Genomic DNA, 20,824 nt, shown 5'->3' with positions numbered 1-20,824 from the left:
ATTTCTAGAAGTAGTCTAAGTGAATATTTTGTAAGGGCTTTCATTTTGGTTTTTTGCTTTAATTAACGTTTGATCAATACGTACTTAATTAAGGAGGCTAATTAGAAATGAAGAAAAATCAGTTTGATACAAAGTTGATTCACGAAGGCTACAAAACTAGTGAGTATCACGGGAGTTTAACTCCTCCATTATTTCATACGTCTACTTATACGTTTCCTACTGCACAACATGGAGAACAGTCCTTTGCTGGTGAAAGAGATGACTTTATTTACTCAAGGTTAGGAAATCCAACTGTACAAATTTTGGAAGAACGAATGGCTGCGTTAGAAGAAGGAGAAATAGCGTTAGCATTTGGTTCTGGAATGGCTGCTGTGTCTGCTACAATTTTTTCTTTAATTAGCACCGGGGACCATATTTTATGTTCAAAGGGTATTTATGGATGTACGTATGGTTTTTTAGAAATGCTAGAGAATAAATTTGGAATTGAACATAATTTTTGTGAAATGGATACTGAGGAAGAAATTCAAAACTTAATCCAAGAAAACACGAAAGTTATCTTTATTGAAACACCGATCAACCCTACAATGAAAGTAATTGATATCGAAATGGTGGTCGAAGTTGCAAAGAAAAATAATATTACTGTCGTAGTTGATAATACATTTTGTTCACCTTATTTACAAAAGCCATTAACACAAGGCTGTGACATTGTGCTACATAGTGCAACGAAATATATTAGTGGTCATGGTGATGTAGTTGCAGGAATTGTTGTTTGTAAAACAAAAGAGCTAGCTGATCGAATGATTCCCATCCGAAAAGATATAGGAGCAATTATGTCACCATTTGATGCATGGCTCCTGCTTCGAGGATTAAAGACATTAGCTGTTCGAATGGACCGTCAATGTGAAAATGCAAAAAAGGTCGTTTCATTTTTACAATCACATCCAATGGTAAAGGAAGTATTTTACCCTGGAGATTTTAAAAGTCAAAATTATTTTATTGCAAGTAAGCAAATGAAAAAAGGTGGAGGAGTCTTCGCATTTACAATTGACGGAACGAAGAAAGATACGCAGGAATTTATTAACCACTTAGAGATGATAAAAATAGCTGTAAGTCTAGGTGATACAGAGACATTAGTTCAGCATCCAGCGACGATGACACATGCAGTCGTTCCAAAAGAGTTACGAGAAAAAATGGGCATAACAGATAATATGCTACGCATGTCAGTTGGGTTAGAAGCATGGGAAGATATCGTAGCCGATTTACAACAAGCATTAATTAAATCTAATAGCAATACTGTATATTAATCGCTAGTTGATAAAAAAGTACTTTCTAAAATTTTCTTAGAAAGTACTTTTTATTTTCGCTCTAAAATTAATTTGGAAAATCAACAATTTCATAAATAATATTTTTATCAATCCTAAACTCAATAGCAAAATGCGGATCAAAATCGATTAGTTGGTGGACTGTTATATATGAATCATGAATTTCATTAATGCAAACTACATAATGATAAATTAGTGTTTTTACGATGACTACCTCACCCTTAAACTCTTTGGCAAGACGATTAATCCTTTTTTGTGTTTGAGGAGACGTTCTTTCAGATACAGTTATATAATGTCGCTTCGCCTGCGATGACTCATCACTTGTAAAATCTCCTTGCTCATTTCTTGAAGAAACACTTTTACAAGATAATTTTCCAATCTCAATCACCAACGCTAAATCAATTCTAATTTGTCTAAACACCTCATCAGAGGCCAAAATGATCAAATTTAATGAATGGTCTTCATTAATTGATACTAATCTTCCTCTATAATTAAATAAAAAAGTCTCCAAAAAAACCTTTTTCCCAATTAATTTCTGAGCTCTTTTTAAAATATGACTTCTATTCTCTGGTGAAGTGCTTTTAGATATGCTAATTCCATGTTGTTCCGACAATAGTAGTTAACCTCCATGAGTTTGATACTACATTTTATGAAACGAATCATATAAGCCGAAACGGTCATTATCATTAGTTTAAAAATTTTTTTGGACGAGCAGTCGGTCAAAGGGAAGATTTTTAAGATTTTTGACATAAATAGGGGGTATATCTAGTCAAAATCGTAATAGTTTATAATAATGTCGTTGTGAAATTGCAAGTTTGATTTGATTTTTGGCTCAATTGACTGGTTAGACTAAAATATTCATTTAAAGACACCAGTTTAAGTTGAAAAGAGGCCAAAAATACAGATACTAGTATTGGTATATATCTAGTTTAATTGCGTTTTTCATACTTTTAATTGCAGAAATGCCATTTTTAATTGCGATACCGGGAATTTAATTGCAGAAATGCCATTTTTAATTGCGATACCGAGAATTTAATTGCACTTGCTTGAATAAATTACGACTTAATCCAAATTCCAATCAATAAAAAAAATCCAGCAAGTCCCCATAATAATGGACCACTAGATTTTTTAAACAAAACCTACTTATTCAAAGAATCAATAATCGGATAAAGCTCTTCTAAATGAGTAATTTCATATGTAGGTACAACTTCATTTCGCTCTTTATTATGCCTATTAATCCATACGTTTTTCATTCCAATTCTGCTTGAGCCTAAAATATCAGTCATAAGATTATCTCCGACCATAATGACCTCTTCTTTTGATAGTTCCATTAATGATAAGGCATGTTCAAAAATACTTGGGTCAGGTTTACCTTTTCCGAAGTCTCCAGAAATTAGAATTTGATCAAAATATTCTTTAATCTTTGGTGTAATTGAAAGCTTCGTATGTTGCAAATCAGGGGAGCCGTTTGTTAGTAAGAGTAGTTTATATTGTCCATTTAATCGATCAAGCACATCAAATGTTTCATCGTATACAAAAGGATTTCCTTTGCGTTCTTCAGGGAATGTTTCGGCTAATAAACGACCAAATTCTGGATCATCTATTCCGAATGCTTTTAAGCCAAGCGTCCATGCATTTTTTCGATAGGTAGGTGAATTTTCCTTCATTTTTGGAAATTGATCATGATCATCTAAAAAATTCCCCCAAAGTCCTTCGAATGGATTAATGCCAATTAATTTTGTGAATTCGTATGTATCGTATGATTCATAAAGCTTTCTAGCCGCATCACGAACGGCATTTTCAAATTCAGTTGGATCAATACCGTATTTTTCTGTTGCTAGCTTACATGTATTTGCGAATGCAACTTGAACACTTTTTTGGTCCCAAAGTAATGTGTCATCCAAATCAAAAATGATTCCCTTAATCATAAAAAAGCCCCTTCCTAATATGAACTGTATAAATTATCCACTATCGTACTAGGAAAATATGAATTAGTAAATAGTAAGCTACTAAAATTTAACTTTTTTTTTAGATACAAAGTATGGATTATTTATTTTAAATTAATAATATAGTACAAATGACGATTAGATGGAATATAATACTTTGTTGATTTTGTTTTAATTAATGATGAAAAGAGTGAGTATATGTCATTTGAAGATTTTGTAAACTGTCATTCAATGCAAATTCATACGAAGGCGGTCTTCGATAAACAAAATAAATTAATGCGATATTCGCTTACAAGAACTTGGGATGAATCAAAAAAGAAAGCTACGCTTGTATTACTTAATCCTTGTCGAGCAAATCATCTAAAGAGTGATTATATATTGGCGAGATGTCTTAACTTTTTTATAGATTATAAGAAAGGTAACTTCGGATCGCTAGAACTAGTAAATCTTTTTGCATTAATGGAACCGGATTCAACAAAGCTAAAAGGAAAAGAATGCGAAGTTGGCGAGCATAACGATGAAGCGATTAAATTAGCGATTAGTAATGCAGACATTATTATAGTAGGCTGGGGTTCAAGTAAACGATTTAAATGGCGAATAAAAGAAGTTCTAGATCTGCTAGAACCTTATAAAGATAAATTATTTAATTTTTGTGATGACTCAAATCGGAAGGATATCTTGATTCACCCAGTTATTTTAGCGGAGCGACATTGGTTAGAAAAATTAAATTTTGAAGCACTTTATGAATGGACTACAAAAGATTAATCTAAATAATCTTTATGAAGACAACTCATTTTGGGTTGTTTTTTTTATTACTTGAAAATTCAAATACTTATATTTATAAAAATTGTTATAATAAATTGAGCATTAAGTTAAGTACAAGGCAGAAAGCTACACTTTAAATTAATTACAAAACTTTACTAAAATTGCTGACTTTCTAGAAACTCAATTATTACTTGAGTCCATTTTACCTCAATTCAAGTAACACTTGATTTTAACTATTCAATTAACTAGATACAATGAAATTAACTTTTAAATAGAGGTGAAAGATATGTTTGATATGAAAAAAGTAGGTAGACAAATTGCTCAATTAAGAAAGGCAAACAAAATTACACAGATGAAACTAGCTGATCAATTAGGTGTTAGCTTTCAAGCTATTAGTAACTGGGAACGTGGAGAGACAATGCCTGATATTTCGAAATTACCAGAGCTTGCTGAGATATTTAATGTAAGCATTGATGAAATTTTAGGAAATGAAAAAGGTGTTAAGTTGATCAATAATTTAATTGAAAAAGATGATCCTGATTCTTCAAATGATTTAGAAGTTGAAAAAGAAGAATTTTTAAATGTTGCACCGATTCTTAATATCGATCAAGCCGACTTAGTTTTTAGAAACGTTGAAAATGACCTTACGATTTTTGATACAGCGGATCTAGCTCCATTTGTTAGTGAAGATATAATCGATGAATGTGCAAAGAAAGAATTTGCTTCCAATGGAATCAAAGAATTATCGCGGATGGCACCTTATATTAGTAACGATGTAATAGATGAAGTTGCGAAGAAAGAGTTTGAGTCCAATGGAATTGAAGAATTATCACGAGTTGCACCGTTTTTATCTCAAGAGTTAATTGATGAATTAGCGAAGAAAGAGTTTGAAACGAACGGTATAAAAGGATTTACAACTTTGGCACCATTTATTAGCGAAGAAGTAATTAATGAATGCGCAAAGAAAGAGTTTGAAACGAATGGTCTTAAAGGATTAACTGGGGTGGCACCATTTATCAGCGAAGAAGTAATTAGTGAGTGCGCAAAGAGAGAGTTTGAAACGAATGGTATTAAGGGATTAACTGGGGTGGCACCATTTATTAGTGAAGAAGTAATTAATGAATGCGCAAAGAAAGAATTTGAAACAAATGGTATAAAAGGATTAACGTCTATGGCACCATTTATTAGCGATGAAATCATCGATGAGTGTGCAAAGAAAGAGTTTGAGCAAAATGGCATAAAGGAAATAACATCTATGGCAGCATTTATCAGTGACGAAATAATTGATGAATGTGCAAAAAAAGAGTTTGAAACAAATGGTATAAAAGGACTAGCATCGATGGCACCATTTATAAGTAGTGAAATAATTAATGATTGCACAAGAAAGAGTTATGAATTAAACGGGATTAAGTCATTAACACCAATTTGTCCATTTATTGAAGGTGACTTACTTAATGAACTGGCTTTAGATGCTATATCAAAACATGGCATTAATGAAATTTTTTCAGTGATTCCATTTTTAGATTCAAAAATTGTAAAAAATGCAGTAATTAAATAGTTTCAAATTGAACTTGTTTTTACTTTAAGGGGTCGCAATTAAGACCCTTTTTTATTTTTTCTAGACATTTTATTAATAAAAAAAGATATTTTCTGGACAATTCAGTAATATCCTTTATCATATAATTAGTAAAAATAATGAAAAGGTGACTTTATGAAAAAATTACTTGTTATCGGAGTTTTAGCAATCTGTCTAATTATTTCTGCACAAACAAATCCATCAAAGGGAGAGTTTGTCACTTGGGCAAAGGATCAACTTAAATTGGAATCAAAAAATAAATATCTGGATTTTGGAATTGACTTGCTAGGAGAAAAACTTATAAGTAAGGTTACAACTAAAAAAGATTATGTCTTTTTTTCAGTTTACGAGGTTAAGGCTTTAGATAAAGACATAAAAGTGGTCGGTTTATTTAATCACTTTATTCCAATTTCAAAAAAATAAATTACGAAGTGGTAGTGGAAAACATTGATTGCTTGTATATAATAGAAGAATAAAGTTAAAAGAGGTGGAAAGAATGAGCAAATCAAAAGCAAGAAAATTACGAGACAAACTAGTTAGAGAAGGTAAACGAAATCCAGAATTAAGTAGAAGTTCATTTGCGATGTTAGATTTAAATACACGTAGAACAAAAACGAAACAAGAAAAATTAAATCAAGTTAAACATAAAAAACAGTCCTTTGGAAAAGATGATTTTCATACAAAGGACTGTTTTTATTTAGATGCTGATCTTATTGTTGTGTAGATGGCGCTTTTTTTACTTTATTAGCAAATTTAACTGTTAGATTTGTTTTATATACATCGGCCGCAGCTTCAAATTGATTGTAAGTATTATTAAATTTTTTATAAACGGCAGTATAATTTACAAGAGCAACTTTTGCTTTTGCTACATCTCTTTTTTGAAGTGCATAATCTAAGCTTTCATTATCTTCTACATCATAGATCTCATCAAAACCATTTTTAAAATACTGATCAAACATAGAGTCTAGATCTTTTTCGATTTGACGATGTGTTGTGTAATCCATATCAAGAACATCATATGCATAGCTAATAATTTCTTGTTCTTTAGATGTCATTCCAAAAAAGCGTTGATTTACTAAAGTCTTTTCAGTTTCATAGTTTTTATATTCAACAGGTAACTGCTTACGAATATAAATTTCATTTTCAGTAAGAATTTGGTCTTCAATATCGTATACATATGACTCGATCGTATCGTATGTGTGGTTTTGGTAATTTCTAATTGCCATCAATTTATTTTTTTGTGTAGTAAAGTAAGTTTTAGCATTTTTTGAATCTACTTTTTTAATATATGTATTAAATTGTGCTGTTATTTTTTTCATATCTACTGCTGCATTATCTTTACGAGCTTTATCAATTCTTGTTTTAAAGCTGGTAGTTTTTGTCACTAGTGCATCTTTACCTGTATATCCGTACTTATTAAATAAAGTAACATCAGTTTGTAATTCTTTATAATAATCATAAACCTCTTGATCTGTATAATAGATTTCACTTTTTAAATTGTTCAAAACTTTAATATAAGAGCTAACTTGTTTTTTTAAATCATTTTGAGCTTGGACAACTTTAGTATTAGTTGCAGCTTGTGTTTCAGTTGGTAGCATACCTAATAGAATACCTGCTGATAGAGTTGTTGCAGTTGCTATAGTTGCGATTTTCTTTATTTTATTCATTTCGGTCTCCTAATAATATAATATTAAAATTTTTCATACTATTAGTATATTACATGTTACAAGAATATTAAATATATATTAATAGGATTAAATCTAATTTAAATTACCTTTAAATGAAGTTAAGAAAATTCACTTCACTTAAAGGTAAGGAAATTAAGTGATACAATCATAAACTAGCAAAGTCCATTTTTAGTCTCGTGACGCATTTACAATTAATTGTGCCATTCTTCTTGGGTATATTTTTGCAGTTGACATATGATCGCCACTTCCTTGTATAAAACGATAAATTCCTAATCTACTAGCCATATGAGGGTACCAACCAGAATTTTCTCCTGCGGGTACTACTGTATCCTCTTGTAAATTAATAAAGCTTCTTGGAGTAGATAATTGGTAAAACGTTTTTAAATCTAGCTTTTCGACTAGAGGCATTACTGGTTCCGGTGTTGTCGCATTATAAATTTGCCTTGCCGTTTGTAAATCAGCCAAGTTAACAAACACATCCCTGAAGTATTGAAATGGTAGTTTGATTGTATTATCAGAAGATTGTTTTGCTAAGTCTAAAAGGAATTTTTGTGCTTGTGGTGGAAATTGATCAGCTAAGCTTTCGCCGTCATTTAAAACAAAAGCATTCCAAAAAACTAATCGTTTAATTCGGTCGTGAAGCTGCTCAGCGACTTTTTGAATGACCGTGCCACCAAAGCTGTGACCGATCAAAATAATATTATTAAGCTTATTAGACGTTATATAGTGAACAACTTGTTTTGTAATCATCTCATGATTTACATTTTTATCTTTATCTGTACCATGTCCAGGCAACTGTGGTGTGTGAACAATATGTCCCATTTTTTGTAGTTCTCGTGTTATTCCATGCCAAAAGAATGGATCAACCCATGAGCCGTGAACTAAAACGAAAGTAGCTTGAGCATGCTGACGGTAAAAAATGTCAGATTGGTCAATTGAATGATGCTGTTGATGAATAGGATATGATTGATATTCGTTATACCAATATTGGTGATAATCATAGTAAGGATTATTCTGATTTGGATGCATATTTTGATTTTTGTAGTTTATAGGTTGAATTATTTCATGGGATTTTTTATTGGTCATGCTAATTAGTCCCTCCTCGTTAATCTTTCTCATCGTATGCACCTATTCGTTAGAAGGTGCCCACTTAACTAATGGAAATATAAGTAAGTAAAGAGGGGAAAATAATATTTTAGGAGGAGAATATTATCAAAAAAACTGTTTTTTTAATAATACTATTGTTAATTATCTGTACAAGTGTTTACTTTGCGGTGAAAGATAAAGTTTTCCAAGATTCATCAAAATCGAATCCAAATAAAAATACAAATCATCAAACGGAGACTAATCATTCGAGTCAACTTTCAACCGAAGAAATTTTAAATAATATACTTTCAAGCGCTAAACAAGGAGAAATTCCAAACCAAAAAAATATACAAGTAGGGAATACTTCTTTAAAGGAGCTAACGGAGCAGTTTGGGGAGTCTACTCAAAAAGATCAGGTAGCTAATGGTACGTACTTAACTTATCAAAAACAGGGATTTACAGTAGGATATGATCATCAAAATCGAATTTATGAAGTAAGATCATATGATTCTAATTTACAACAAATTCACTATGACGATATTATGAAACAATTAAAAAAGCCATCTAAGGTTAAATATTATAAGGATCAACAAGTTGATCAAATTATTTTAGTTTATGAACTTCCAAATCAAATTGAATTGAAGTTTATCTTACCAAGACCAACTAGTGAAAATAATAATCCAACACTTCATCATACGTCTGTATCTATGATTGACGAGCTTACTCCTAGTACTGGCACTAAACTAGATCAGCTTTTAAATGCGATGACACTTCAAGAAAAAATAGGTCAAATGATTATCTCAGGTTTTTACGGACCGAATTACTCAAATAGTTTAAAAGAACTAGTTGAGCAATATCATATTGGTGGATTTATTTTTTACAATGAAAATTTAACGAATAACAGTCAAACCGTTAAACTTGTAAATACAATAAAGGCTGCTAATCAAAATAATCATTTACCGATCTTATTCGGAGTTGATCAAGAAGGTGGAAGGGTTTCTCGTTTACCAGGAAATCTTGGTCAGATACCATCAAATGAAATAATTGGAAAGAAAAATAATGGACAATTCTCATTTGAAATTGGCCAGATACTAGGAGAACAATTACAAGCTTTTGGTTTAAATATGGACTTTGCGCCTGTTTTAGATGTAAATAGTAATCCTAAAAATCCGGTTATTGGTGATCGTTCATTTAGTAATAATCCAAAAACTGTAAGTAATTTAGGAATACAAACAATGAAAGGGATTCAATCAGAGAAAATCATCCCAGTTGTAAAGCATTTTCCGGGCCATGGTGATACTTCAGTTGATTCCCATTTAGAATTACCAGTTGTAAACAAATCGTATACTGATTTAAAATCATTGGAATTAATACCGTTTAAGGACGCGATCAACCAAAACGCAGATGCTGTTATGGTTGCACATATTTTATTACCAAAAATTGATCCTAAATACCCTGCTTCAATGTCTAAAATGATCATTACTTCAATGTTAAGGGATGATTTAAAGTATAACGGAGTAGTAATGACGGATGATATGACGATGGATGCAATAGGAAAAAATTATAATTTAGAAAAAGCAGCGGTTACTTCCATTTTAGCTGGAAGTGATATCATTATGGTTGCCCATGATCCTAACAAAGTAAAAGCTGTTTATAAAGAAATCGAAACAGCCGTGAAAAACAAAACAATTTCAGAGGAACGTATAAACGAGAGTGTAAAACGAATCATTTTACTTAAACAAAAGTATAAACTAGATAATAATCAGGTAAAGCCGGCAGATCTTCAAAAGCTCGTTGAAAAAACAAATAAGTTATTAAATAAGTAGAAAAATTAGCAAAAAAAGGAAATTACCACCTTTTGTCGAATAAATAGTCTGAAAGGTGGTGTTCTTTCTGGGTAGTAAGATTTCAGATGCAGGATTAATGCTATTGGCCATTTTTAAAGAACTTCAAGAAAAAGAGCCAGATTTTGAAAAAGGGCTTCATAATGAAGTAGGAGTAGAAATTGATGATGTCGAACCTGCATTAATTGAATTAGAAATGCAAGGATTTATAAACGGTTTAACTTGGATTAAAAGTGATATAGATCAAAAGGAAATTGCTTCATTATTTAATATTTCAATAACACCTACAGGGTTAGCGAGAGTAATAGAATTATTAAGATAATATGTATACATAAAAAATGACTACCTCAAATGTTTAAGACATTTGAGGTTTTTTGAAAGAAAAAAGGAGGAAATAAATATGAAAATTAAAAAAGTAAACCCTGAATCTGTTGCCGCACCTGTTGGCCAATATAGTCATGTCACAATTGTCCCAAGACATGCAGAGCTAGTTGTTTTATCAGGTCAAGTAGGGAACGACAAAAACGGAGTATTTCCAAATGATATCGAAAGTCAATTTGTCAATGCACTTGAGAACATAAAAAACATACTTAAGAGTGAGAAAGTCGAGCTTACTAATCTTTTTAAACTAAACTTTTGGTTAACAGAGAAAATCGATCGTCAATTCTTTCTAGACTGTTGGAGCCAATTTCATTCTGGTAATCCACCTGCAACAACTTATGCTTATGTATCAGCTTTAGCAAATCCAGACATTAAAATAGAAGTTGAAGCATGGGCAGCAAGATAATCAACTAAGTTCGTTACAAACCATCAATTATTATTGAAAAAACAAGGTGGTAATGATTGGTATAACATAGCCAACTTTGGGAAACTTAAGTGGAGGTAATTCGGTTCGAAAGCGAGATGAAAAATTGAAATGGATGAATTCGAGTCTCAATTAAATCCCACTTTAAGAAAAAATATAACAAATACATTAACTCAACTTAATTTAAAAATCGACGGTATGATTGGAAGAATTGAAAATAAAGGATGCGGCATATTAACGGAATTTGAAAATATTCATCGTGTCTTTAATGATTTACAAATGGATGCTGCCTCATTTTATTTAAATTCATACCTAGCTCCGTATACTGATATCTTTGATGAATTGACAATCACAGTTCAACACTTGTCTAAACGCAAACATGGCGGATTAATTGTTGTAAAAAGAGACGACTCGCTTGAAGAATTGATGAGTTCAGGGATCCACGTCGGTGCAAAACTATCTCCAGCATTGCTAGAATCAATTTTTTATCCAGGTAGCCCGTTACATGACGGAGCAGTACTTGTTGAAAATAACATGATCATTTCAGCAGGTAATGTACTTCCACTTTCTAAAATTACATACGATAATAAAAAACTTGGAACAAGGCACCGAGCAGCAGTTGGAATTTCCGAACAAAGCGATGCACTTGCCCTAGTTGTATCAGAAGAAACAGGAAATATATCTTTCGCTTATAAAGGAAGCTTATATCCTGTTAAATATGGAGCACCTATTAATTGAAACTGAAACGGTCATTTTTGATCGTTTTTTTGTTGGATTTGCAAAGTAGATTGGTGATTTTGGATTTAACTAAATGGCAGTTTAGTTTCATAAGAAGTTATAAATCAACTTTTTTTGATTTATATATTGCATTTATTTGATAAACTAACATATACTTAATTCATCAAGAAAATTTGATTAAGGAGTAATCACATGACTGAGATGACACAACAGTTCCAGAAATATGAGCAGAAATTTAAAGCGTTAGCTGATCAGAAGCGTCTAGAAATCATGTATGAGCTTTGCCAAAGAGGAAGTACATGTGTATGTGATTTAACGGAAACGTTTGATATGACACAATCAAAGCTCTCTTATCATTTAAGAATCTTACTAGACGCAGGGCTCATTATTAAAGAGACAAAGGGGACATGGAGCTATTACGATTTAAACGATACAGAAGTTAACAGCTTGTTATCAGAAGAGCTTTGTTGTATTTTCCGAAAATCAGATAACGGTAAACGTAACAGTAATTGTTGCTAATTTTTTTAATCGTTAAATCAACTTTATTTGATTTAACAAATTAAGGGAGGAATTCTGTATGAAATATGTTCATGTAGGGGTTAATGTGACTAATTTAGAGGCATCAATCGCTTTTTATCAAAAGGTATTTGGATTAGTACCTGTTAAAGTGAAAGAGGGATATGCGAAATTTCTGTTAGAAAATCCAGGTCTTAATTTCACATTAAACGTTCGTGATCAAGTTGAAGGGAATCAAGTAAATCACTTTGGTTTCCAAGTTGAAACAGCTGAAGAAATCTTAACTCATAAAGAAAGACTAGAAAAAGAAGGTTTCTTTGCTCGTGAAGAAATGGATACAACTTGTTGCTATGCGGTACAAGATAAGTTTTGGGTAACAGATCCAGACGGAAATGAGTGGGAATTCTTCTATACAAAAGCAGATAGTGAAGTTCAAAAAATAGAAAATACGTCTTGTTGTAAAACTGCCACTGAATCTAAAGTTAATTCTTGCTGTTAGTGTGTAAAAGGAGAAGCGAATGAAACGATTATCATTTTTAGACAGATATTTAACCCTTTGGATATTCGTAGCAATGGCAATTGGGATAATACTTGGTATTTCAACACCTGGATTTGTAGATAGCCTAAACAAATTACAAGTTGGAACGACTTCAATACCTTTAGCTATCGGATTAATTTTAATGATGTATCCGCCATTGGCAAAAGTACGTTACGAAGAGATAGGAAGAGTATTTAAAGATGTAAAAGTATTATTTTTATCATTAATTCAAAACTGGTTAATTGGGCCAGTATTAATGTTTTTATTAGCAATTTTCTTTTTAAGAGATTATCCAGAATATATGGTTGGTTTAATCATGATCGGTTTAGCACGATGCATTGCGATGGTGATCGTATGGAATGACTTAGCTGATGGAGATCGTGAATATGCGGCTGGATTAGTAGCCTTTAACTCCATTTTCCAAATGATCTTTTTCTCTGGTTACGCATATTTCTTCGTAACAGTATTACCAAAAGTTTTTGGTTTAGAAGGAATGTCAATCGATATTACAATGTCAGAAGTGGCAAAATCAGTTTTCATCTATTTAGGAATTCCGTTTTTAACAGGACTATTTACAAGATTAATTCTTGTAAGAGCCAAAGGTAGAGATTGGTATGAAAAAGAATTTATTCCTAAAATCAGTCCAATTACGTTAATTGCATTATTGTTTACAATTGTTGTGATGTTCTCATTGAAGGGAGAAGTAATTGTAGAACTTCCTTTAGATGTTGTTCGTATCGCAATTCCTTTATTAATCTATTTCATCATTATGTTCTTTGTTTCATTCTTCTTAGGAAAGAAATCGGGAGCAAGTTATGGAGTTTCAACAACTTTAGCTTTCACAGCTGGTAGTAATAATTTTGAATTAGCAATTGCAGTGGCAGTTGGAGTGTTTGGAATTAATTCAGGAGCGGCATTTGCAGCAGTAATTGGTCCATTGGTTGAAGTACCCGTAATGATTGCGTTGGTTAACGCAGCGTTGTGGATGAGAAGAAAATATTTTTCAAAAGAAACAACAATATAATTTTAAACAAAGGTGAAATAATCATGGCAGATAAAAAAACAATTTACTTCTTATGTACTGGAAACTCCTGCCGCAGCCAAATGGCAGAAGCATGGGGGAAACAATATTTAGGAAATGAATGGAATGTCTTATCAGCTGGGATCGAAGCACACGGTGTGAATCCAAATGCAATTAAAGCAATGGATGAAGTTGGTATCGATATTAGAAATCAAACATCAGATGTAATCGATCATACCATCTTAAACAATGCAGATTTAGTTGTGACTTTATGTGGTCATGCGAATGATGTATGCCCAGTAACACCACAACATGTGAAACGTGTTCATTGGGGATTTGATGACCCAGCAGGTCAAGAATGGAGAGTATTCCAAAGAGTTCGTGATCAAATTGGACTTCGTATTAAACAATTTGCTGAAACTGGGGAATAGTAAAAGAACCTTCTATCATTGAAGGTTCTTTTGTTTTCATTGATCTATGGGACTCTGGTATTCACCAAAAGATTCAAAACGGTCAATTTTCTTTTTGATGTCCTCTTTTTACAGCCTCTTCTGAAAGTGCTGTGAATATTTGAAAGGTAATACCGAATTTGTCGGTTACTATAGCGTAGGCAGGACTAAAATGAACTTGTTTCAGTGGCATCACCACTTGACCATCTTCTTTCAATAATTCGTAAAACTTATTTGTTTTCTCTATTTCATTGGTAGTAATACAGATGTTAACATTGTTTCCGTTTCGATATTGTAAACCTGGAAACATATCAGCAATCATAACATTGGTCTCGCCGATTTTTAAGATTGCATGTGCTACTAAATCCTTTAAATTTTCTGGTAGAGGGGAATTCGGATCTTCTGGTGCATCCCCGAATGTTTGGCAAAATAAAAGATTTGCATCGAGTGATTCCTTGTAAAAATCAATAGCTTCCTTCGCATTTCCATCCATCATCAAAAATGAATTCAGTTGTACTGTCAAACTAAACAACTCCTTTAGATTTTAGTGTATTATGTTTGTTTAAATCTTTGGTAAGGTTAGTAATCAAATATTTAAATGAGGCTGTATTGTTTCCTACATCAATATTGATTACACTTACAAGTGTAGTGCCTAAAGGTGACAAATCTAGGCACCATTAAGAGGTGTTTTTATGAAAAAATCAGAACGAATAAATCAAATACTTCGGTTCATCAATCAAAAACAGCAATTTACACTTCAAGATTTAATGCAGGAATTTCAGATTTCAAAAAGGACAGCGCTTAGAGATGTAGCTTCCTTAGAAGAAATTGGAGCTCCAATATACGCAGAATATGGTCGTTATGGAGGATATCGTTTACTTAATCAAATGAAGCTTCCACCTATTTATTTTAATAATCAAGAAATCCTTGCGCTTTACTTTGCAATGCAGTCTCTTCGAAGCTTTTCAAATTTACCTTTTCAAGTATCCTATCGTACAATTCATGAAAAATTCATAGATGTACTGTCGGAATGTCAAAAACAAGATATAGAGAGGATGCAAAATCGCGTATCCTTTCAACATACTGAACAAATTAAAGAAAGCATGCATTTAGAAATATTATTAATGGCAGCAGTTCAAAATATTGTACTAAAAATAACCTATCAAAACAGCGTTCGTACTATTCATCCGATTGCTATATACGTAATGAAGGGATATTGGTATTGTCAAGCATATGATATGGATAAAACCGCTTACCGTGTTTTTCGCTGTGATCGTATCACTTCGGCTGAAATAACAACCATTCAACCTTTGGAGGAATTAAAAGAAATTACTAAGCAAAATTCCCATTCACTTTGGAAGCCGTCAGAAAATGCAATACAATTTAAATGGTTGATCAATCAAGCAGGAATAGAACTATTTGAACAGGAACATTATCCATCCATGAAATTATTCTACGAGTTGGAAAATGCATATATTATTGGTACATATGAGCCAAATGAACTTGGCTTTATCATTAAATATCTTGCCAGATTTGGACAAACAGTAAAAATCATAGAGCCTACTAATTTAAAGGAAACTTTACGACAATATTATAGAGATCTTCTTGAAAATATATAATCGACGGGTTCCATCATGAAAAAGAAAAGGGTTTAAGCAATTAACGCAATGCTTTAGTTGAATAAGAGTTCCTAAAGGTTTTCAAATTAGACAACCTTTTATAATTCAAAAATCAACATTTATATTTTACTGAGACTTTTGTTTATTATTATTTTACTTTTTTCAGATTTATGGATTGTATTGTTTTTGAAATCATATTATGATTATACTTAATTATTCCGATACGAAAGGTTGGTTTTGTGTATGTCTAATTCAAAAATAAATACAATTCCATTACCTTTAGTTCGTACAAATCAATGGACGATCTTTATTTCTGTTATTTTGACTTGGGTCACTGGTCAGTACTGGCTACTACTTATTCCTTTAATTAGTGGTCTTAGTGGATTACTTTTTGATTTCCATCCAATCATAAAATTTGCTAAACTTTTTTTAAAAAAGAAACCATCGAGCTATCCGCAAGAAGATAAAGGCCAACAAAATTTTAATCAAACAATTGCAGTAACCTGCTTATCTCTAGCATTTATTGGTGCATTAGTTGGTTGGAACGTATTATTTTATGTGTTTTCAAATATGGTCGCATTAGCATCGTTTATCGCAATCAATGGATTTTGTATTGGATGTTATATTCATTTTCAATGGAACCAATATAAATACCGAAAAAGCTTAAGGTAAATTAAATAAAAATCAGAGTCTTCTCATTAAATGAGAGGGCTTTTTTTATGCTATGAAATCCAATATTCTTATCATAAATAGAAGTTGATTTTGAAAATATGGAAGAATAATTGAAACTCGTAACATATAAATAATTGGTTTATTCCAATTATTTGTATGATATATGCTATGATATAATAATAAGTCTTTTATTGGTGGTGATTTGGATGGAAAAAGCTCAATTCTCAGAAGAACTTATGAGATATATTTCAAATATGAATCGTGAGAATTCTGTTGTTCAGTTTTCTGTACCAGGCAAAGGACGATTCACACTTGTTCTTCAAGAAGAAGAAAATTCTATTAAAGCAGACATCGAAGCAAATCCTGAAATAGAGATTATGATTAGGAAAAGTCAGGAAGAGTACAAAAAAGGATTAGGGGTGTCAACATCTGAATTTTTAAAATCAATTTCCCCTAAGGATTTCATTTAATGATTTTTAGAAATGTTATATGGCTACCTAATGTACGAAATAAACTTACCCAATTTAGAAGTATAAGATTTACTCCAGAAGAAACATTTGATATTATTTCACAAATAGTCTTAGAAACAGAAGATTTATTAAAAAATGAAGTCATTGGAAAAGCATATACTGAAGAATTTGGAAATTATAAAGGAATATCAAGAGTCGTAATTAAAAAATTTCGAATTTATTTTGAAAGGGTCAATAACGATATAGTTATTGTAGCAATCGTATTTCCAAGTGAAAAATAATAAAAATCAGAGCCTTCTCATTAAATGAGAGGGCTTTTTTTATGATATGAAAACATAATTCGGTATAATAGAACTAATATTTGAAATTGTGGTGTTCTCCAAGGATTTTAAGGAAAGTTAAACGAAAAATAAGGGGTAACTTTAAAAATAAATGAAATAGATAAAATGATTGCTTCAGGAAGGAAGAATACAAATAATGATTAAATGGAAAGAAGATATAGTTATTAATACAAATATCGAAAAAGTATGGAGTCTATTTTTAGATAAAAATATTAAGAAAATAATGCCAAAAGTTGAAGAGCATAATTTAATCGATAAAAACGAAAACGAAGTAGGTGCAAAGCATCAGCAGAGTTATAGAGAAGGAAAACGTGTAGAATCTTATATTGTTGAAACTTTAGCATACGAAGATACTGAATCATATAAAAAAAAGCAAATCCATTTTGTTTTAGCAAATGCATTTGAAACGAATCTAACATTTACAGTAGAAAAAATCGACGAAACACATACAAAATTTATTTATGAAGGCACGAATGCTGGAGTAAATTTTATCGGACGAGCAATGTTAAAACTAGCTAATCCAAAGGGGAATAATTTAAAAGCAGTACATGATTTTTTACAAAGAGTCGAACAAGAAGCTTTAAAGGAACAGGATTAAGCTTCTAAACAACAAAAAGGAGAACATCAAATGCTCTCCTTTTTTATTATTTTGATACTTTACTTAATAATTCATATGAATATAAACGTGCTGCATGATCGAAAACAGAACCATTTACCATAATCTCATCCGCTTTTGTTATATTTAAAACTGTTTGTAGTTTTTCAGTAACGGTTTCGATTGTACCAATAGCAGATAGTTTCATTTGATTTTCAAGTGTTTCTTTTTCAAATGGATTCCAAATTTCATCCATATCATCAACTGGTGGTTTTAAAAGAGCTGGTTTACCACCTCGAACTAAGTTTAAAAATGATTGTTGCTGTGTTGTGAAAAGTCTTTTTGCTTCTTGATCTGTGTCAGCAACGACAACATTTAAACCAATCATTGCATATGGTTCATCTAATACTTCAGAAGGTTTAAAGTTATTATGATACAGCTGCATTGCTTGGACTGTATAGTCTGGTGCAAAGTGCGCTGCAAATGCAAATGGTAAACCTAATTCAGCAGCTAATTGAGCACTAAAGCCACTTGATCCTAATAACCAAATTGGTATATTTAAACCTTCACCAGGTACAGCTTGAACCGTTAAACTGCCTATTCCACCTGACGGATTAAAATAATTACGCAATTCTTCTAATTGAGCAGGGAAGTCTTCGTGGCTGCGTAAATCTCTACGTAATGCTCTAGTTGTAGACATATCACTACCAGGGGCACGACCTAATCCGAGATCAACACGACCTGGGTGTAGTGATTCTAATGTACCAAATTGTTCTGCTATGACTAATGGAGCATGATTTGGTAACATGATGCCTCCTGAACCAACACGAATCGTTGATGTTCCACTTGCAATATGTCCAATTACAACGGAAGTAGCTGAACTTGCAACTGCAGGCATATTATGATGTTCGGCAAACCAGTAACGGTGATATCCCCATTTTTCTGCATGCTGTGCTAAATCAAGACTATTTTTAAACGCATCAGCAGGAGTGCTTCCTTCAACAACTGGTGCTAAGTCTAATACAGATAAAGGTATTTCACTTAAATTCTTAGCAACTTTATCTTGGAAACGATTATTCATCATAAAATTTTCCTCCTAAAAAACGATTTTCAATATATGGAAATAACGAGACGTTTTCATTTGATAAACTGTGTTTTAATTATATACAGTATGCTAAGATTATAGAAAATCTAAAGAGATAATACAAGCTTTTGAACTTGGAAATATTTATACACGAAAACTTCAGATGGTAACAAGAAGTACTTTTGGTAAAAAGAAAAAAATTTGTAAATAAATGTATAGAATAAATTTTTAGAATCATACTATCTTTAATCTGATAAACAACATCAGAGCATCCAAAAGACAAAGGAGTCGACAACATGGCAAACAGAAGATCTTCAAATCAATATGCTTCACCAAATGCAATTTCAGCAATTGAGCAAATGAAGTTCGAAATAGCTTCTGAATTTGGAGTGCACTTAGGACCAGACACAACTTCACGCGCTAACGGTTCAGTTGGTGGAGAAATTACGAAGCGTCTAGTTCAAATGGCAGAACAAAGCCTAGGCGGATATGCTCGTTAAATAAAAAATTAGGATGGAAAGCAAACTTTCTATCCTTTTTTTATTGTCTAAAAACAACTAGATCCATCCAATTAATCGTTATCTACTAATTTAAACAAGATTCAAAACTACTATATACTTGCAAGGGAAACAAAAACGGGGGATAATAATATCACTGGATGGTGATAAATGATGTCAAGTTGTAAAAATTCCGTTACACCTAAGTGGTTCGGATTTGCTATTCAGGCATTAGTTTTACTAGCAACAACAGAAGGGGTTACACCAAGTAAAGCAATCGCAAAACATATTAGATCAGGTGTTTCATTTATGAGAAGAATCATGGCTCCCCTCGTAAAAGAAAAAATAGTAGAAGCAAGAGAGGGACGAGATGGCGGCTATTTATTAGCTAAGTCACCAGAGGAAATTACCTTAAAACAAGTCTACATTGCCCTACAAATGACAGAACCTCTATCAACCGCATTAATTGAATCCACATCTGACTGTACTAGTGGACGTGTAATGAACAACGTATTTTCAGACTTTGCAATTGAAGCAGAAGAGCACTTACTTGGCTTTTTATGTAACTATACTTTGGCGGATTTTGTAAGACGTGCCAGTCATAAAACAATCGAATCACTTTGAAAATATCGTACATTTGGATGTACGATATTTTTATTTTGTTGGAATCGTATTTAAATAGAGCCATCGCAAATAAAATAGTGCCATCGCAAATAAATATCAGGAATCGCAATTAAATTGTGCCAACGCAAATAAATTTCAGAAATCGCATTTAAATTGTGCCAACGCAAATAAATTTCAGAAATCGCAAAGAAAATAGAGCAATCGCAAATAAATATCAGGAATCGCAAATAAATATCAGGAATCGCAAAGAAAATAGAGCCATCGCAAATAAAATGTCAGGAATCGCAAAGAAAATAGTGCTATCGCAAATAAATGTCAGGAATCGCAATTAAATTGTGCCAACGCAATTAAATGTCAAAAATCGCAAAGAAAATAGAGCCATCGCAAATAAATATCAGGAATCGCAAATAAAATAGAGCCATCGCAAATAAATATCAACAATCGCAATTAAAATAGTGCTATCGTAAATAATTTTCGGAAATCGCAATTAAAAATAACAAAATCGCTATTAAAATATAAAAGAGAATCGTTTACGTTAGAAAATATCAAATTTTTGTATCAATTGAAGTGATTTTTGTTCAGATACACGATCGATTGGACTCTTTTAATGAATTAAAGTGAACTGATA

The 20,824-nt window shown here is 31.9% G+C and carries 26 protein-coding genes; 20 read left to right on the top strand and 6 right to left on the bottom strand.

Annotated elements, in window-relative coordinates; translation table 11 throughout:
- The first annotated feature begins 107 nt into the window (after positions 1-107).
- The gene (megL, locus tag BM319_RS09900; protein ID WP_091022372.1) at positions 108-1,304 is read left to right on the top strand and encodes a methionine gamma-lyase; all 1,197 of its coding nucleotides are present in this window, start codon (positions 108-110) and stop codon (positions 1,302-1,304) included.
- A 67-nt stretch (positions 1,305-1,371) separates the two neighbouring features.
- Here megL and BM319_RS09895 read toward each other — a convergent pair whose 3' ends face one another.
- Both BM319_RS09895 and BM319_RS09890 read right to left on the bottom strand, forming a co-directional pair.
- Positions 1,372-1,935 (bottom strand): hypothetical protein, encoded by a 564-nt coding sequence (locus BM319_RS09895; RefSeq protein ID WP_091022369.1) that lies wholly within the window; start codon positions 1,933-1,935, stop codon positions 1,372-1,374.
- Between the two features lie 526 nt (positions 1,936-2,461).
- The gene (locus BM319_RS09890; RefSeq protein WP_025568208.1) at positions 2,462-3,250 is read right to left on the bottom strand and encodes an HAD family hydrolase; all 789 of its coding nucleotides are present in this window, start codon (positions 3,248-3,250) and stop codon (positions 2,462-2,464) included.
- A gap of 216 nt (positions 3,251-3,466) precedes the next feature.
- Between BM319_RS09890 and BM319_RS09885 the strand changes: the two genes are divergently transcribed.
- The 4 genes from BM319_RS09885 (at position 3,467) to brfA (ending at position 6,333) form a co-directional block, all read left to right on the top strand.
- Positions 3,467-4,033 carry a DUF1643 domain-containing protein gene (locus BM319_RS09885; RefSeq protein ID WP_025568207.1) on the top strand — a complete coding sequence of 189 codons (567 nt, stop codon included), beginning with the start codon at positions 3,467-3,469 and terminating at the stop codon, positions 4,031-4,033.
- A 286-nt stretch (positions 4,034-4,319) separates the two neighbouring features.
- Positions 4,320-5,591 carry a helix-turn-helix domain-containing protein gene (locus BM319_RS09880; protein ID WP_025568206.1) on the top strand — a complete coding sequence of 424 codons (1,272 nt, stop codon included), beginning with the start codon at positions 4,320-4,322 and terminating at the stop codon, positions 5,589-5,591.
- 153 nt (positions 5,592-5,744) lie between these two features.
- On the top strand, positions 5,745-6,032 hold the full coding sequence (locus BM319_RS09875; RefSeq protein ID WP_025568205.1) for a hypothetical protein: 288 nt from the start codon (positions 5,745-5,747) through the stop codon (positions 6,030-6,032).
- A 73-nt stretch (positions 6,033-6,105) separates the two neighbouring features.
- Complete coding sequence (gene brfA, locus BM319_RS09870) at positions 6,106-6,333, top strand: ribosome rescue factor BrfA (protein WP_025568204.1); 228 nt, start codon at positions 6,106-6,108, stop codon at positions 6,331-6,333.
- Here brfA and BM319_RS09865 read toward each other — a convergent pair.
- Both BM319_RS09865 and BM319_RS09860 read right to left on the bottom strand, forming a co-directional pair.
- A complete protein-coding gene (locus BM319_RS09865; RefSeq protein ID WP_025568203.1) occupies positions 6,320-7,276 on the bottom strand; it encodes a hypothetical protein in 957 nt (318 codons plus the stop codon). The two genes, brfA and BM319_RS09865, sit on opposite strands and share 14 nt — an antisense overlap.
- A 189-nt stretch (positions 7,277-7,465) precedes the next feature.
- A complete protein-coding gene (locus tag BM319_RS09860; RefSeq protein ID WP_254664601.1) occupies positions 7,466-8,383 on the bottom strand; it encodes an alpha/beta hydrolase in 918 nt (305 codons plus the stop codon).
- Between the two features lie 188 nt (positions 8,384-8,571).
- Here BM319_RS09860 and nagZ point away from each other — a divergent pair, with 188 nt between their 5' ends.
- From nagZ to arsC, 8 genes are all read left to right on the top strand, one after another.
- The gene (nagZ, locus tag BM319_RS09855; protein ID WP_049813507.1) at positions 8,572-10,209 is read left to right on the top strand and encodes a beta-N-acetylhexosaminidase; all 1,638 of its coding nucleotides are present in this window, start codon (positions 8,572-8,574) and stop codon (positions 10,207-10,209) included.
- Positions 10,210-10,312: 103 nt separating this feature from the next.
- On the top strand, positions 10,313-10,549 hold the full coding sequence (locus BM319_RS09850; protein WP_049813506.1) for a hypothetical protein: 237 nt from the start codon (positions 10,313-10,315) through the stop codon (positions 10,547-10,549).
- Between the two features lie 78 nt (positions 10,550-10,627).
- Positions 10,628-11,014 carry a RidA family protein gene (locus BM319_RS09845; protein ID WP_029715224.1) on the top strand — a complete coding sequence of 129 codons (387 nt, stop codon included), beginning with the start codon at positions 10,628-10,630 and terminating at the stop codon, positions 11,012-11,014.
- 129 nt (positions 11,015-11,143) lie between these two features.
- Positions 11,144-11,770: a sporulation-specific diadenylate cyclase CdaS gene (gene cdaS / locus BM319_RS09840; RefSeq protein ID WP_025568198.1), complete on the top strand. Its 627-nt coding sequence runs from the start codon at positions 11,144-11,146 to the stop codon at positions 11,768-11,770.
- 201 nt (positions 11,771-11,971) lie between these two features.
- On the top strand, positions 11,972-12,289 hold the full coding sequence (locus BM319_RS09835; protein WP_025568197.1) for an ArsR/SmtB family transcription factor: 318 nt from the start codon (positions 11,972-11,974) through the stop codon (positions 12,287-12,289).
- A 58-nt stretch (positions 12,290-12,347) separates the two neighbouring features.
- A complete protein-coding gene (locus tag BM319_RS09830) occupies positions 12,348-12,785 on the top strand; it encodes an ArsI/CadI family heavy metal resistance metalloenzyme (RefSeq protein WP_025568196.1) in 438 nt (145 codons plus the stop codon).
- 19 nt (positions 12,786-12,804) lie between these two features.
- On the top strand, positions 12,805-13,848 hold the full coding sequence (gene arsB / locus BM319_RS09825; RefSeq protein ID WP_025568195.1) for an ACR3 family arsenite efflux transporter: 1,044 nt from the start codon (positions 12,805-12,807) through the stop codon (positions 13,846-13,848).
- Between the two features lie 23 nt (positions 13,849-13,871).
- Entirely contained in the window at positions 13,872-14,276 is a 405-nt protein-coding gene (gene arsC / locus BM319_RS09820) for an arsenate reductase (thioredoxin) (RefSeq protein WP_025568194.1), read from the top strand.
- 82 nt (positions 14,277-14,358) lie between these two features.
- Here the strand turns inward: arsC and BM319_RS09815 are convergent, their stop codons facing one another.
- Entirely contained in the window at positions 14,359-14,817 is a 459-nt protein-coding gene (locus tag BM319_RS09815) for a VOC family protein (RefSeq protein WP_025568193.1), read from the bottom strand.
- A 169-nt stretch (positions 14,818-14,986) separates the two neighbouring features.
- Here BM319_RS09815 and BM319_RS09810 point away from each other — a divergent pair, with 169 nt between their 5' ends.
- From BM319_RS09810 to BM319_RS09790, 5 genes are all read left to right on the top strand, one after another.
- On the top strand, positions 14,987-15,913 hold the full coding sequence (locus BM319_RS09810) for a helix-turn-helix transcriptional regulator (protein ID WP_091022365.1): 927 nt from the start codon (positions 14,987-14,989) through the stop codon (positions 15,911-15,913).
- 243 nt (positions 15,914-16,156) lie between these two features.
- The gene (locus tag BM319_RS09805; RefSeq protein WP_091022363.1) at positions 16,157-16,585 is read left to right on the top strand and encodes a DUF4395 domain-containing protein; all 429 of its coding nucleotides are present in this window, start codon (positions 16,157-16,159) and stop codon (positions 16,583-16,585) included.
- A gap of 206 nt (positions 16,586-16,791) precedes the next feature.
- Positions 16,792-17,055, top strand: a complete 264-nt coding sequence (locus BM319_RS09800) for a hypothetical protein (RefSeq protein ID WP_069034191.1) — start codon at positions 16,792-16,794, stop codon at positions 17,053-17,055.
- Positions 17,055-17,336: a type II toxin-antitoxin system RelE/ParE family toxin gene (locus BM319_RS09795; RefSeq protein WP_091022361.1), complete on the top strand. Its 282-nt coding sequence runs from the start codon at positions 17,055-17,057 to the stop codon at positions 17,334-17,336. The genes BM319_RS09800 and BM319_RS09795 overlap by 1 nt, the downstream gene beginning before the upstream one ends.
- A gap of 196 nt (positions 17,337-17,532) precedes the next feature.
- The gene (locus tag BM319_RS09790) at positions 17,533-17,994 is read left to right on the top strand and encodes an SRPBCC family protein (RefSeq protein WP_091022359.1); all 462 of its coding nucleotides are present in this window, start codon (positions 17,533-17,535) and stop codon (positions 17,992-17,994) included.
- A 46-nt stretch (positions 17,995-18,040) separates the two neighbouring features.
- Here BM319_RS09790 and BM319_RS09785 read toward each other — a convergent pair whose 3' ends face one another.
- On the bottom strand, positions 18,041-19,075 hold the full coding sequence (locus BM319_RS09785) for an LLM class flavin-dependent oxidoreductase (RefSeq protein WP_286143712.1): 1,035 nt from the start codon (positions 19,073-19,075) through the stop codon (positions 18,041-18,043).
- A 296-nt stretch (positions 19,076-19,371) separates the two neighbouring features.
- Here BM319_RS09785 and BM319_RS09780 point away from each other — a divergent pair, with 296 nt between their 5' ends.
- Positions 19,372-19,575, top strand: coding sequence for an alpha/beta-type small acid-soluble spore protein (locus tag BM319_RS09780; RefSeq protein WP_025568187.1), 204 nt, complete (start codon positions 19,372-19,374; stop codon positions 19,573-19,575).
- A 171-nt stretch (positions 19,576-19,746) separates the two neighbouring features.
- Positions 19,747-20,196, top strand: coding sequence for an RrF2 family transcriptional regulator (locus BM319_RS09775; protein ID WP_025568186.1), 450 nt, complete (start codon positions 19,747-19,749; stop codon positions 20,194-20,196).
- The last annotated feature ends 628 nt before the right edge of the window (positions 20,197-20,824 follow it).

The sequence above is a fragment of the Bacillus sp. UNCCL81 genome (assembly GCF_900112535.1).
Classification (GTDB): domain Bacteria; phylum Bacillota; class Bacilli; order Bacillales; family Bacillaceae_G; genus Gottfriedia; species Gottfriedia luciferensis_B.
This window is presented reverse-complemented; position numbering and strand designations above follow the sequence as displayed.